Annotated in this window: 14 protein-coding genes; 11 read left to right on the forward strand and 3 right to left on the reverse strand. The window is 64.5% G+C overall.

All coding sequences use genetic code 11. From position 1 onward, the window contains the following. Positions 1 to 1,839, forward strand: a complete 1,839-nt coding sequence (locus tag NCS58_RS16785) for an ATP-binding protein (RefSeq protein ID WP_061115937.1) — start codon at positions 1 to 3, stop codon at positions 1,837 to 1,839. Between the two features lie 9 nt (positions 1,840 to 1,848). Here NCS58_RS16785 and NCS58_RS16790 read toward each other — a convergent pair whose 3' ends face one another. Together NCS58_RS16790 and NCS58_RS16795 are read right to left on the reverse strand one after the other, a co-directional pair. After that, positions 1,849 to 2,703 (reverse strand): helix-turn-helix domain-containing protein, encoded by an 855-nt coding sequence (locus NCS58_RS16790; protein WP_061115936.1) that lies wholly within the window; start codon positions 2,701 to 2,703, stop codon positions 1,849 to 1,851. 172 nt (positions 2,704 to 2,875) lie between these two features. Continuing rightward, on the reverse strand, positions 2,876 to 3,145 hold the full coding sequence (locus tag NCS58_RS16795) for a hypothetical protein (protein WP_061115935.1): 270 nt from the start codon (positions 3,143 to 3,145) through the stop codon (positions 2,876 to 2,878). Positions 3,146 to 3,344: 199 nt separating this feature from the next. Here NCS58_RS16795 and NCS58_RS16800 point away from each other — a divergent pair, with 199 nt between their 5' ends. From NCS58_RS16800 to NCS58_RS16820, 5 genes are all read left to right on the forward strand, one after another. Further along, positions 3,345 to 3,530, forward strand: a complete 186-nt coding sequence (locus NCS58_RS16800; protein ID WP_061115934.1) for a hypothetical protein — start codon at positions 3,345 to 3,347, stop codon at positions 3,528 to 3,530. Positions 3,531 to 3,646: 116 nt separating this feature from the next. After that, the gene (locus tag NCS58_RS16805; protein ID WP_061115933.1) at positions 3,647 to 4,408 is read left to right on the forward strand and encodes an SDR family NAD(P)-dependent oxidoreductase; all 762 of its coding nucleotides are present in this window, start codon (positions 3,647 to 3,649) and stop codon (positions 4,406 to 4,408) included. Positions 4,409 to 4,430: 22 nt separating this feature from the next. Then, positions 4,431 to 5,753, forward strand: a complete 1,323-nt coding sequence (locus NCS58_RS16810) for an MFS transporter (RefSeq protein WP_061115932.1) — start codon at positions 4,431 to 4,433, stop codon at positions 5,751 to 5,753. Positions 5,754 to 5,783: 30 nt separating this feature from the next. Beyond that, positions 5,784 to 6,962 carry an L-rhamnonate dehydratase gene (gene rhmD / locus NCS58_RS16815; RefSeq protein WP_250477398.1) on the forward strand — a complete coding sequence of 393 codons (1,179 nt, stop codon included), beginning with the start codon at positions 5,784 to 5,786 and terminating at the stop codon, positions 6,960 to 6,962. Positions 6,963 to 6,983: 21 nt separating this feature from the next. Beyond that, complete coding sequence (locus tag NCS58_RS16820) at positions 6,984 to 7,766, forward strand: SDR family NAD(P)-dependent oxidoreductase (protein WP_061115930.1); 783 nt, start codon at positions 6,984 to 6,986, stop codon at positions 7,764 to 7,766. Here the strand turns inward: NCS58_RS16820 and NCS58_RS16825 are convergent. Next, a complete protein-coding gene (locus NCS58_RS16825; protein WP_284502306.1) occupies positions 7,760 to 8,716 on the reverse strand; it encodes a LysR family transcriptional regulator in 957 nt (318 codons plus the stop codon). The two genes, NCS58_RS16820 and NCS58_RS16825, sit on opposite strands and share 7 nt — an antisense overlap. Before the next feature lie 163 nt (positions 8,717 to 8,879). Here NCS58_RS16825 and rhaM point away from each other — a divergent pair, with 163 nt between their 5' ends. Genes rhaM through NCS58_RS16850 form a run of 5 tightly spaced genes read left to right on the forward strand, consistent with a single transcriptional unit; the run spans position 8,880 to position 13,673 of the window. Further along, positions 8,880 to 9,194: an L-rhamnose mutarotase gene (rhaM, locus tag NCS58_RS16830; protein ID WP_061115929.1), complete on the forward strand. Its 315-nt coding sequence runs from the start codon at positions 8,880 to 8,882 to the stop codon at positions 9,192 to 9,194. A gap of 31 nt (positions 9,195 to 9,225) precedes the next feature. Continuing rightward, positions 9,226 to 10,110 carry an amidohydrolase gene (locus tag NCS58_RS16835; protein WP_061115928.1) on the forward strand — a complete coding sequence of 295 codons (885 nt, stop codon included), beginning with the start codon at positions 9,226 to 9,228 and terminating at the stop codon, positions 10,108 to 10,110. Between the two features lie 17 nt (positions 10,111 to 10,127). Beyond that, entirely contained in the window at positions 10,128 to 11,636 is a 1,509-nt protein-coding gene (locus NCS58_RS16840; protein WP_061116106.1) for a sugar ABC transporter ATP-binding protein, read from the forward strand. Further along, on the forward strand, positions 11,636 to 12,676 hold the full coding sequence (locus tag NCS58_RS16845; RefSeq protein WP_061116105.1) for an ABC transporter permease: 1,041 nt from the start codon (positions 11,636 to 11,638) through the stop codon (positions 12,674 to 12,676). Before NCS58_RS16840 ends, NCS58_RS16845 begins: the two co-directional genes overlap by 1 nt. Next, the gene (locus tag NCS58_RS16850) at positions 12,669 to 13,673 is read left to right on the forward strand and encodes an ABC transporter permease (protein WP_061115927.1); all 1,005 of its coding nucleotides are present in this window, start codon (positions 12,669 to 12,671) and stop codon (positions 13,671 to 13,673) included. Before NCS58_RS16845 ends, NCS58_RS16850 begins: the two co-directional genes overlap by 8 nt. Positions 13,674 to 13,695 lie beyond the last annotated feature (22 nt).

Genomic DNA, 13,695 nt, shown 5'->3' on the forward strand with positions numbered 1-13,695 from the left:
ATGGCCGTTCCCGGCACAGAACCGTCCCTGGGCGCGCCCGCCGCGCGTCCGTGGTTCCGCCGTCTCTGGTATGCGGCGCTGATCGCGCTCGCGGTCGCGCCGCCGATCGGCGCGGTCGGCTACATGCTCTATTCGGGCCTGCTCGCGCGCGAGACGCACAGGCTCGTTGTGCCCTACGACGTGTACTGGGACGCCGCGCAGTTCCAGCTCGCCTATGAGCGCTTCGAGAATCATGTATTGCTGTACCGCAACGGCATCGACGAGGATGCGAACGCCGTGCGCGCGAGCTATCGGCTGCTGCGCGCGCGGCTCAAACAGGTGTCGGAATCGGCGGGACTGTCGGATGGACACGAAGCGCTGCTGAACCGGCAGCGCGAAATCCAGCGGCAATTGCAGACCGCGCTCGATTCGATCCAACTGGACGTCGAAGGGCTACAGGCCGAGCGTCAGCACACCTTGCGCGTGATCGGCGTGCTGCGTCAGAACGCGCCGGCCGTCGCGGAACTGGCGAGCGGACGGCGGCTCATGGACGTGGCCGAGCGCGAGGCGATCGTGCGCGACTTCGAGGCGAAGCGCCGCTATCTCATCTACGGCGGCATCCTCTTGGGTCTGCTGTCGGCGGCGGCGACGGCGTTGCTGCTGATGAACGGGTATCGGCGCACGCGTCTCATCGAGCAGCAGCGCGCGGCGCTCGCGGCCGAGCATCAGGCGACCCGCGCGGCGCGCGAGGCCGGCGTCGCCAAGGACACGTTCCTCGGCATGATCAGCCACGAGTTGCGCACGCCGCTGCACGCGATCGTATCTTCGGTCGAATTGCTCGGGCTCAATGCGCGCGGCGATGCCGACCGCAGAATCATGCAGCGCCTGGAAACAGGGGCGCGCCAACTCGAAGCGCAGATGCGCGATCTGACCGACTACGCGCGTCTCGGCGCAGGCAAGCTCGAATTGCGCATGACGGTCTTCGATCCGGTGGAACTGCTCGATTCGATCGTCGATGCGAACACGCCCGCCGCGACCGCGAAAGGGCTGGAATTGCGCGGCGACTACGCGGGCGAGCGCCGGCCAATCGAATCCGACCCGCATCGCGTGCGGCAGATCGTGACGAATCTCGTGACCAACGCGATCAAATACACCGAAGTCGGGTCCATCGACGTGCATTTTGCGCGCACGGAGGAGCGCCTCGACATTTCGGTGATCGACACGGGCCCCGGCATATCGCGCGAGCAGTTGCCGCTTATTTTTCAGGAGTTCACGCAGCTCGATTCATCGAGCACGCGGCGTTTCGACGGCGCCGGAATGGGTCTCGCGGTGGTGCGCGGACTCGTCGACCTGCTCGGCGGGAGGATCGAGGTGTCGAGCGAAGTGGGACAGGGCGCCGCGTTTCGCGTGAGCCTGCCGGCGGTGTCGGCGGACCGGCTGCCCGGAGGCGAGCCGGAAGCCGACGCGCCCGAGTTGCGCAAATCGCGTGTGCTCGTGATCGACGACCACGAGTCGATCCGCGACTCGCTGCTCGAGATGCTCACGCACCTGGGTTATTCCGCAGTCGCCTTGCCCGATGTGGATAGCGCGCTCGCGTGGCTGCGCGAGAACGACGCCGACGTGATCCTCGCGGACTTGCATATGCCCGGCAAGGACGGCTACTCGTTCGCCAACGAATACCGCGCGCGCAGTGCGCCGGGAGCGAGCGTGCCGATCATCGCGGTGAGCGCCTACGCGCCGGAACTGGTGGACCCGAGCGCGGCGGTGCTGTTCTTCGACTACTTGCTCAAGCCCGTGCGCTATGAGGTGCTGAAGGGCGCGGTGCACCGCGCGGTGACCGTGCGCAGGCGCGTCGCGTAGGGTTCGCCGCTAGCTGCGCATCAGGCGCTTGGAAAGGTCCGCGACGAGAATGCCAAGGCGCGCGGGCTTCTCGAAACACGTCACGTTGTAGTCGCGGATGACCTGGCTGATCTCCGATTCGCTCGCCTTGCCCGTTGTGAGCTCGCCCGTGAGCACGAAGACCGGCGCGTCCGGGTTGTCCGACGCGCGCACCGCGCGGATCGCGTCCGCCGACGTATGCATGCCGAACAGCCAGTCCATTACCACGGCATCGAACACCTGCGTCTGCAGTGCTTCGAGGAAGGCGTCGAGGCCGTAGAAGGCCATCGCCGTGAAGCCGGTGGCTTCGAGATAGTCGTGCAGGTTGTCGGCGGAAGCGTGGTCGTCGTCCACCACGGCGATGATGGGCTTGTCGGTGTCCGGCCGGCGCGGCTGGATCTCGATTTTGTGAACGTCGCAGGCTTCCTGAAGCAGCACGCCTTCATGCTTCGAGACGATCCAGCGATTGTTGAGCTTTTGCGCGATGAAATCCGGACGGCTGCCTGCTTCCAGCGCACTGCCGACCCACGCCATGCAAGGAATCTCCACCGAACCGAGCTTGAAGACGGCGTCGTGCGCGGTGCCCTCGGTTTCGTCGGGGCGCGTATTGATCGAATCGAAGAGCTTGAGCGCGGGCTCGTCGAACGCATCGGCGACGCGGCGAATCTGCGCGAGCGTCCACGGACTGTTGCCGCGCAGCTTGCGATGGCCCTGCGAAAAGCTCAGGTCGAGAATGCGGCACAGCTCGGCAGTCTGCTGCCGCTTTCCGATGCCATGACGGCCCATCAGCTCGCGCACGCGCTCCGCGACGGCGAGGGATTCCGAAGAAGACGTTTCAGTGACCATACAGCCAGTCGGATACGTGAGAGTGGGAATCTACGGGGCGTGTTCGGCGCGGAACGGACGGACCATGCGCAGTGATTCGATATTGTAAATGGCATGGGTCCGTGCACTCAAAATGCGTCGGCAGAAGGCTCGCCGCGGGCCCGCTCGCACCGGGCCGCGAACGGTCCTTCCGTTACGCCAGCGCCGATGCGCGTTCGTGCGCCGGTTTGGGCGCGACGGGGATCTCGTCGAGCAGCGTCGAAAGCTGATTTCGGGCGTCCCGTCCGCTGAATTCACGCAGCGTCGCGAGCAAGGTGCGCCACGGCGCGGGCCACCGCGTTTCGCGCACGCAGTGGCCGTTGACATCGGTGATGCGCAGAAGGGTGCTGTCGGGAAAGTAGGTGAGTGTGACGGGCGTTCCGTCGAGTACGCAGGTTGCAGTGCAGGCTTTCGGTGTGAACATACTTTTTTGAGTTGAATGAGCGTCACGATTGGACGGTCGAGGGCTTTAGCAACGATCGTTCCCGGTGTTGCCCGCGCTGCGTGCGAACGGTGTCCATCGGCGAAATCCTGCATGAAAGTTCGCGATTGTTGAACGGAGTATTGCCGATTTTCGCGACAATTAGCGGCTTTGCCGGCGATACACTGCGAAGAATCGTTGAATGGAGCTAATTGTGTTGATTGCTGCTTTTCTGATTTGTCCGGTTGGCGTCGCGGCGCTTTTTGCATTCGCTCTTTTTGCGGACAGACATTTCAAAGACTCGCTTCCTGTTTCGCGCGGCCATGTGCCCCCGGCGCAGACCGTCCGCTCGCAACGCGACACGACATCCGGCGTGCTGCGGCGGTAAGCGATCCGCTTTTGTTATCGAACGATCGCCCTTTCGAATTGTTGCGCTATTGGCGCGGGACTATAGTGCCTCGACGGCATGACAACCATAGCGACAACAACGAAAGGAGACGAACCATGAACCGTATCGACCTGGCCGACCGCGTCGTGATCATCACCGGCGGGGCGCGGGGCATTGGCCTCGCGGTGGCGGAGCGGGCGCTCGAATCGGGCGCCGATGTGTCGCTGTGGGACGTCGACGGCGAGCGCCTCGCGCGCACGAGCGCGGAACTCTCGGCGAAGTACAAGGAGCGCAAGGTCAGCGACGCCGTCGTCGAACTGACCGACGAATCGTCCGTCGACGCCGCCGCGAACAAGACGCTGGCCATGCACGGCAGGATCGACGTGCTCGTGAACAATGCGGGCATCACCGGCGGCAACGGCACGACCTGGGAACTCGCGCCCGACGTGTGGCGCCGCGTGATCGACGTCAATCTGATCGGCCCGTATCTGACCTGTCGCGCCGTCGTGCCGCACATGCTGAAAGCGGGCTACGGGCGCATCGTCAATATCGCGTCGATCGCCGGTAAGGAAGGCAATCCGAATGCGTCGCACTACAGCGCGTCGAAGGCCGGGCTGATCGGCCTTACGAAATCGCTCGGCAAGGAGCTGGCGGGGAAGAACATCCTCGTGAACGCCGTGACGCCCGCCGCGGCCAAAACCGAAATTTTCGATTCGATGTCGCAGCAGCACATCGACTACATGCTCTCCAAGATCCCGATGAACCGCTTCCTGTTGCCGCAGGAAGCCGCGTCGCTGATTCTTTGGCTCTCCTCCGAGGACTGCGCGTTCAGCACCGGCGCGGTGTTCGACCTGTCGGGCGGACGCGCGACGTACTGATTGCGTCTTCGGGAGAATCGCGATGAATCACTCCGCCCAAGCGGAAGGCGCCGTCACGTCCCGCGTGATGCGCAGGCTCTTGCCGTTTCTGCTCCTCATGTACGTGCTCGCGTTTCTGGACCGCGCGAACATCGGCTTCGCGCAAAAGGCGCTGCAGCAGGACACCGGTTTGACGAATGCCGCGTTCGCGTTCGGCGCGGGCGTGTTCTTCGTCGGCTACGCGATGTTCGAGGTGCCGAGCAATCTGCTGTTGCATCGCGTCGGCGCGAAGCTGTGGATGTGCCGCATCATGGTGACGTGGGGCCTCGTCTCGGCTGCGATGGCCTTCGCGCATGACGCCACCACGTTCTACGCCTTGCGCTTTCTGCTCGGCGTGGCGGAGGCGGGCTTCTTTCCGGGCATCGTCTATTACCTGACGCGCTGGTTTGCGCAATCGTCGCGGGCGCGTGCGCTCGGCGTGTTTTATTTCGGCGCGCCGCTCGCGTTCATCTTCGGCGCGCCGCTGTCGGGCCTGCTGCTCGATCTGCACGGTGCGTTCGGTTTCAAGGGCTGGCAATGGCTCTTTCTCGTCGAAGGGCTGCTTGCGTCGATCGTCGGCGTATGCGCGTTCTGGTATCTCGACGACGATCCCGCGCAAGCCCGATGGCTCACCCAGGACCAGCGCGCGCTGCTCGTCGGCCGCCTCGACGAAGATGCGCGCATCGCCTCGTCGCACGGTCCGCGCAGCGTGCTCGCGTCGCTCGTCGATCCGCGCGTGCTCGTGCTGTGCTGTGTGTATTTCCTGATTCAGGCTGCGGTATATGGCGTCGTCTTCTATTTGCCGCAACAGGTGTCGGCGCTGCTGGGCACCAAGGTGGGCTTTCGCGTCGGGCTCGTGACGGCGCTGCCGTGGATCGCCGCCGTGATCGTCACGTGGATCGTGCCGCGCTACGCCGATCGCACCGGAAGGCATCGTCCGTGCGCGGTGGCGCTGCTTGCGATGTCGGGCATTGCGATCGGCGTGTCGGGCGTTGCGTCCTCGCCCGTCGTCTCGATCATCGCGCTGTGCTGCGCGGCGAGCGGCTTCATCGCCGCACAGCCGCTCTTCTGGACCTTTCCGACGCGCTATCTCACGGGCGCGGCCGCCGCGGCCGGTATCGCACTCATCAATTCGCTCGGCGGACTCGGCGGCTTCTTCGCACCGATGGCCCGCACCGCCGCCGAAGCCGCGTTCCATTCGACGAGCGCCGGCCTCATGGTGCTCGCGGGCGCGAGCGTGCTCGCGGCGCTCATCATCGTCGCGCTGGTGCGCGTGCCGGGGCGCATCGAACACGCGCACATCGCCGACGCCGCGAACGCGTCCTGAACCACGAAACCACACGTACGGAGCCTCATCATGTCCATGCCCACGATCGCCCAAGTGCGCGCCTTCACCGTTCGCGGCGGCGGTGCCGATTATCACGACCAGGGCGCCGATCACTGGATCGACGATCACATCGCCACGCCGATGGCCCGCTATCCCGAGTACCGCAAGAGCCGTCAGTCGTTCGGGCTGAACGTGCTGGGCTCGCTCGTCGTCGAGATCGAGGCGAGCGACGGCACCGTCGGCTTTGCGGTGACGACGGGCGGCGAAATCGGCGCGTTCATCGTCGAGAAGCATCTGGCGCGCTTTCTCGAAGGGCAGCGCGTAACCGACATCGAAAAGATGTGGGATCAGATGTACAACGCGACGCTCTACTACGGCCGCAAGGGCATCGTGCTCAACGCGATCTCGGGCGTCGATCTCGCGCTGTGGGATCTGCTCGCGAAAGTGCGCAAGGAGCCGGTGTTTCAATTGCTCGGCGGTCCGGTGCGCGACGAGCTGCAGTTCTACGCGACCGGCGCGCGCCCCGATCTCGCCAGGCAGATGGGCTTCATCGGCGGCAAGATGCCCTTGCAGCACGGCCCGGCGGAAGGCGAGGAAGGGCTCGCGAAAAATATCGCGAAGCTCGCGGACATGCGCGCGAAAGTCGGCGACGATTTCTGGCTCATGTTCGATTGCTGGATGAGCCTCGACCTCAACTACGCGAAGCGTCTCGCGAATGCGGCGCGCGAGCACGGCCTGAAGTGGATCGAGGAAGCGCTGCCGCCCGACGACTACTGGGGCTATGCCGAACTGCGCCGTTCGGTGCCGCGCGGCATGATGGTCACGACCGGCGAGCACGAAGCGACGCGCTGGGGCTTTCGCATGCTGTTCGAGATGGGCTGCGCGGATCTGGTTCAGCCGGATGTCGGCTGGTGCGGCGGCATCACCGAGCTCATCAAGATTTCGGCGCTTGCGGATGCGCACAACGTGCTCGTCGTGCCCCACGGTTCGTCGGTGTACAGCTATCACTTCGTCGTGACGCGGCATAACTCGCCGTTCGCCGAGTTCCTGATGATGGCGCCCAAAGCCGATCAGGTCGTGCCGATGTTCACACCCTTGCTGCTCGACGAACCCGTGCCGGTGAACGGCCGCATGAAGGTGCCGGAGACGCCGGGCTTCGGCGTGCGGCTGAATCCGGAATGCAAGCTCGAAAGACCCTATACGCACTGACCACACTGAAAGAGGCCTCTCATGCTGCTGGAAAACAAGGTCGTCGTGGTGACGGGCGGGTCTCGCGGCATCGGCCGGGCGATCGCGCTCGCGAGCGCGCGCGAAGGCGCCGATGTCGCGATCAACTACTGGGGCGACAACGACAGGTCTTACGGCAAGGCATCGGCGGTGGAGTCGATCGTCCGCGAGATCGAGGCGTTGGGGCGGCGCGCGATCGCCGTCGAAGGCAACGTCGCCGAGCGGGATACGGGCATCGAGTTGATCGCCCGCACGGTCGATGCCTTCGGCCATGTCGACGTGCTGTCGAGCAACGCCGGCATCTGTCCGTTCCACGCGTTTCTCGACATGCCCGCTTCTGTCTACGAATCCACCGTCGCGGTGAACCTGAACGGCGCGTTCTACGTGACCCAGGCCGCGGCGAACCAGATGAAGACGCAGGGCACGGGCGGCGCCATCGTTGCGACGAGTTCGATCAGCGCGCTCGTCGGCGGCGGCATGCAGACGCACTACACACCGACCAAGGCGGGTGTTCACTCGCTGATGCAATCCTGCGCGATCGCGCTCGGGCCGTATGGCATCCGCTGCAACTCGGTGATGCCGGGCACCATCGCGACGGACCTGAACGCCGATGACCTTTCGGATAGGGACAAACGCGCGTATATGGAAAAGCGCATTCCGTTAGGCCGCCTCGGCGAACCCGACGATGTCGCGCAATGCGTCGTCTTCCTCGCCTCAGACCGCGCGCGCTATGTGACTGGCGCGTCCCTCCTCGTGGATGGCGGTCTGTTCGTCAATCTTCAGTGAGGCGACACCGCCGAATACTTGCGCAACAGCGCGATGAAGTACTCGGCGGGCTCGCTCAAGGTCTCGAACTTGCGTCGCAGCAGCCCGAACCCAGACAGGCTCTTGCCGATCTCGATCGGCAACTCGATCAGCAATTGCGCCCGCAAATAATCCCGCACGACGGATTCCGGCAGCATCGCGACGGCTTCGCTGTTTTGCAGCAATTGCAGCGTGGCGAAGATGGACGCGCATTCGACGATGTCGGCCGGCGTCGACAGCCCGGCGCGCGCGAGTTCGTCTTCGAAGAGGCCGCGCGCGGGACTCGTGATCGGCTGCAAAATCCACGGCCAGCCGACGAGTGCGGCGAGTACGAGTCCGGTCTTCCCGGCAAGCGGATGCCCCGCGCGCACGACGAGGCGCATCGCCTCGCGCGCGAGCGGTTCGAAGTCGAAATCGTTGTGCTGCAAAGGCGTCGTCAGACGGCCGAGCGCGAGATCCACTTCGCGGCGATGCAGCAATTGCACGACCTGATCGCTCGTCTCACCGAGGATGCGCACGTTCAGAAGCGGCCGCTCCGACTTCAGTTCGGTGACGGCCATCGCGAGCACATCGGGCGCGGCGCCCATGATCGCGCCGACCGTGAGCTGACCGTGACCGCCACGGCGCTTGGCGTCGAGATCGTCGGCGAAGCGGGTCAGGTCCGCCAGCGAGCGGCGCGCATAGGCGAGCGCGGCGGTGCCGAGCGGCGTCGGCTGCATGCCGCGCGCATTGCGCTCGAAGAGCAGAAACCCGAATGCTTCCTCGATATCCGCAAGCATGCGGCTGGCGCTCGGCTGCGCGACGTTGATCGTCTCGGCGGCCTGATGCAGATTGCGCGCGTCGTCGAGCGCGACCAGCAGCGCGAGATGCTTGAACTTCAGCCGATTGACCAGCGCATTCGGCGACACACTTTGGGACACGTTCTGAATCATTCGACAGCCCGCTTTGAGCCGCGCGAAGATGCGGCGCAGCGATACGTTTTTGCGATCGGCCAATCCTGCAATCGGATTGTCGTGTTATCGGTCGGCGAATTATAGTCGCAGCACAACGAGTCTCGACCACAGGGATTCACCAATCAAAAGAAGGCGGGCCGCCATGGAGACAGTGGCATTTCGCATGACCTTGAAGCCGGGCATGCGCGAGGAATACGAGAAGCGCCATCGCGAGATCTGGCCGGAACTGGCCGATGCGCTGCGCGAGGCGGGCATCCGCGATTACCGGATCTTTCTCGACGAATCGACCGGGCATCTCTTCGCCATTCATCAGCGCACGGATACGCATACGACGAACGCATTGCCGACGCTGCCCATCATGCGCAAGTGGTGGGACACCATGGCCGAGTTGATGGAGACGCACGCGGACAACGCTCCCGTGACGGTGCCGCTCGTGCCCGTCTTTCATCTTCCCTGAAACCTTCGCCGCTTTCGCGAGGAGCGCAACCATGCAGGTCGTCGATCCGCATATTCACCTGTGGGATCTGTCCACGCATCATTACCCCTGGCTCGCGAATCCGCAGACGTCGTTCGTCGGCGATGCGCGCGATCTGCAGCACGACTATCTGCTGGCGGATCTGCTGCGCGACGCGGAAGACATCGAGGTGTTGAAGCTCGTGCACGTCGATGCGAATCACGATCCCGCCGATCCCGTCGAGGAAACGCGCTGGCTGCAATCGGTAGCGGACAAGGACGGCATGCCGAATGGCATCGTCGCAGGCGCGGATTTGTCGGCGGAGAACGCCGAGCAAGTGCTCGAAGCACATGCGGCATTCGCCAATACGCGCGGCATCCGCCAGATTCTCAACGTGCATCGCAACAAGCTGTACGACTACGTCGGGCGTCATTACATGCGCGAGCCGCAGTGGCGCAGGCACTTCGCGTTGCTGAGGCGCTTCGGCATGTCGTTCGACCTGCAGCTTTATCCATCGCAGATGGAAGAGGCCGCGCAACTCGCGCGCGAGCATGCGGACACGCAATTCATCGTCAATCATGCGGGCATGTTCGTGGACCGCGACTCGACGCCGGGGTATCGCGCGTGGCGCGAAGGGATGCGCATGCTGGCTGCGTGCCCGAACGTCGCGGTGAAGCTGAGCGGCTTCGCGATGTTCGATCATGACTGGACCATCGAGAGCCTGCGTCCTTACGTGCACGAAACCATCGACACGTTCGGCAGTGACCGCGCGATGTTCGCCTCGAACTTTCCGGTGGACCGGTTGTTCGGCACGTATACGGCGTTGTGGAACGCGTATGCGCGCATCGTCGGCGATGCGAGCGACAGCGAAAAGCAGGCGCTCTTCGTTGGCAACGCGCAACGCATTTATCGCATCTGAGAGGTGAACACATGACGATGCCACGTCTTGAACTGAGACATGCGAGCAAGTCGTTCGGCCGGGTGCGCGCGCTCGGCGACGGCAGCCTGCAACTCTTTCCCGGCGAAGTGCACGCGTTGCTCGGCGAGAACGGCGCGGGAAAATCGACGCTCGTGAAGCTGCTCGCGGGCGTCTATCAGCCCGATGCGGGCGAGTTGCTCGTCGAAGGCGTCGCGCGCCGCTTCGCCAGTCCGGCCGAGGCGCGCGATGCGGGCATCGCCGTGATCTATCAGGAGCCGACGCTTTTCGCGGACCTCTCGATCGCCGAGAACATTTACATGGGCAGGCAGCCGCGCGATCGCTTCGGGCGCATTCGCTACGACGAGATGCATCGCGAAGTCGATGCGCTGCTGTCGTCGCTCGGCGTGAATCTGCGCGCGCAACGCCTCGTGCGCGGGTTGTCGATCGCGGACCAGCAGGTCGTCGAGATCGCGAAGGCTTTGTCGCTCGACGCGAACGTGCTCATCATGGACGAGCCGACCGCCGCGCTCTCGCTGCCCGAAGTGGAACGGCTTTTCGCGATCGTGCGCGCATTGCGCGAGCGCGACGTGGCGATTCTTTTCATCACGCATCGTCTCGATGAAGTGTTCGCGCTGACGCAACGCATGACGATCATGCGCGACGGCATGAAGGTGCATGACGCGCTCACGCAGGACATGAGCATCGATGCGATCGTGAGCAGGATGGTCGGCCGCGATCTCGACACGTTCTATCCGAAAGCCGATGTCGCGCCCGGCGACGTGCGTCTCTCGGTGCGCAATCTCACGCGGGAAGGCGTGTTCAAGAACGTGTCCTTCGACGTGCGCGCGGGCGAGATCGTCGCGCTGGCGGGACTCGTCGGCGCGGGACGCAGCGAAGTCGCGCGTGCGATCTTCGGCATCGATCCGGTCGATGGCGGCGAAGTGAAGATCGCGGGCAAAAAGCTCGCGCTGGGACATCCGGCGACGGCCGTGCGCGCGGGACTCGCGCTCGTCCCGGAGGATCGTCGCGCACAAGGGCTCGCGCTGGAACTGAGCATCGCGCGCAACGCATCGCTTACCGTGCTCGGACGTCTGATGCGTCACGGACTCATCACGGCGAAGAGCGAATCGACGCTCGCGGCGGACTGGGGCAAGCGGCTTCGTCTCAAGGCGAGCGATCTCGAAGCGCCCGTCGGCACGCTGTCGGGCGGCAATCAGCAGAAAGTCGTGCTCGGCAAATGGCTCGCGACGATCCCGAAGGTGCTGATCATCGACGAGCCGACGCGCGGCATCGACGTGGGCGCGAAGGCGGAGGTGTATCGCACGCTCGCGGAACTCGTGAAGGAGGGCATGGCCGTGCTGATGATATCGAGCGAACTGCCTGAAGTGCTCGGCATGGCCGATCGCGTGCTCGTGATGCACGAAGGCCGCATCAGCGCGGATATTGCTCGCGCCGATGCGAACGAAGAACGCGTGATGAGCGCAGCGCTTGGCGCCACGCCGGACTCTCTGGGACGCGCAGCATGATGACACGACACTCTCCGACGCTACCCGCGATGCCGCCGTCCGACACGAAGCGCGAAAGCCTCGCGGTCTCGATCGCAAAGAGCCGCGAATTGACGCTCTTCATCGTGCTGCTCGTATTGATCGGCGCGACGGCCGCGGTCAAGCCCGACTTCCTCAATCTGCAGAATCTGCGCGACGTGCTGCTCAACGTGTCGATCATCGGCTTGCTTACGGCAGGCATGACGATCGTGATGCTGATGCGGCATATCGATCTGTCCGTTGCGTCGGTGGTCGGCGTGTCGGCCTATGCGGTCGGCAGCCTCTTCGTGGTGTTCCCGCACATGCCGGTGATCGTCGCGATGCTCGCGGGCATCGGCATCGGGCTTGCGATCGGCGCGGTCAACGGCGCGCTCGTCACGTTCGGACGCGTGCCATCGCTCGTCGCGACGCTTTCCACGCTCTATATCGTGCGCGGCGCGGATTACGCGTGGGTCCACGGCGGCCAGATCAACGCGACGAGCCTGCCCGATGCGTTCGCGTCCATCGCGACAGGCGCGCTCTTCGGCGTGCCGAATCTCGTGCTGATCGCGCTGGTCGTGCTGATCGCGTTGTCGGTGTATCTGAAGCAATATCGCGGCGGGCGCGAGCACTATGCGATCGGCTCGAACCCCGAAGCCGCGCGGCTCGCGGGCATACGCGTGGACCGGCGCGTGATGATCGGCTTCCTGCTCTCCGGCGCCATTGCCGGTCTCGCTGGCGTGCTGTGGCTCGCGCGCTTCGGCACCGTCGATGCCAGCACGGCGAAGGGCATCGAGCTGCAGGTGGTCGCGGCGGCCGTGGTGGGCAGCGTCGCGATCACGGGCGGCGTCGGGACGATCGCGGGCGCCACGCTCGGCGCGCTCGTGCTCGGCGTCATCAATATCGCACTGGTGGTGTTGCGCGTGTCGCCGTTCTGGCAGCAGGCGATTCAAGGCGCGCTGATCGTTGCGGCGATCGCGCTCGATACATTGCTCGCGCGCTCGGTCGCGCGCCGCATGATGAGGAAACGCGATCATGGCTAAACCCGATTCCGCGCTGTCCACGACGCGCCGCCGCCACCTGCAATGGGAAGCGATGCTCGCGATCGTGCTCGTCGTTTCGCTCGTCGCGGGGCGTGTGCTGTCGCCGCTCTTTTTGTCCGGGGCGAATATCTCGAACATGCTCGCGGACTTCACCGAGATCGCGCTGATCGCGCTGCCGATGACGCTCATCATCGTTGCGGCGGAAATCGATCTGTCGGTGGCGTCGGTGCTGGGCGCATCCAGCGCGCTCATGGGCGTGCTATGGCACATGGGTTTGCCGATGCCGCTCGTCATCGTCCTCGTGCTGATGTTCGGCACGCTCGCGGGCTTGTTCAACGGCCTCGTGATCGTGCGCTTCGGTCTGCCGTCGCTCGCTGTGACGATCGGCACGCTCGCATTGTTTCGCGGTCTCGCATACGTGCTGCTCGGCGATCAGGCCATCGCGGATTTTCCCGCGTCGTACACGGCGTTCGGTATCGACACGGTCGGCAATACCTTTCTGCCGATGCCGTTTGTCCTGGTTATCGCGGGCGCAGTCGTCTTCACGGTAGTGCTGCAGGCGACACCTTTCGGCCGGAGCCTATTTGCGATCGGCGCGAATCCGACGGCCGCGCAGTTCTCGGGTATCGATGTCGCGAAGACGAAGCTCAGGCTCTTCATGATGTCGGGCGCGATGGCGGCGCTCGCGGGCATCGTCTATACGTTGCGCTTCACGAGCGCCCGCGGCGACAACGGCGAGGGCTTCGAGCTTTCCGTGATCGCGGCGGTGCTGTTCGGCGGCGTGAGCATTTTCGGCGGACGCGGCTCGATGATCGGCGTGCTGCTGTCGCTCGTGATCATCGGCGTGTTGCGCAATGCGCTGACGCTCGCGGATGTATCGAGCGAAACGCTGACGATCGTGACGGGCGCGCTGTTGCTCTCGTCGGTGTTGATACCGAATCTCGTCGCGCGCTGGCGGGCCGCGCGCGAAAAGCGTCTGATGGCGCAGGCGCTTTGATCAGTGTGATGTCCGTTGCGGG

This window comes from Caballeronia sp. INML3B (genome assembly GCF_023631305.1).
Taxonomy (GTDB): domain Bacteria; phylum Pseudomonadota; class Gammaproteobacteria; order Burkholderiales; family Burkholderiaceae; genus Caballeronia; species Caballeronia turbans.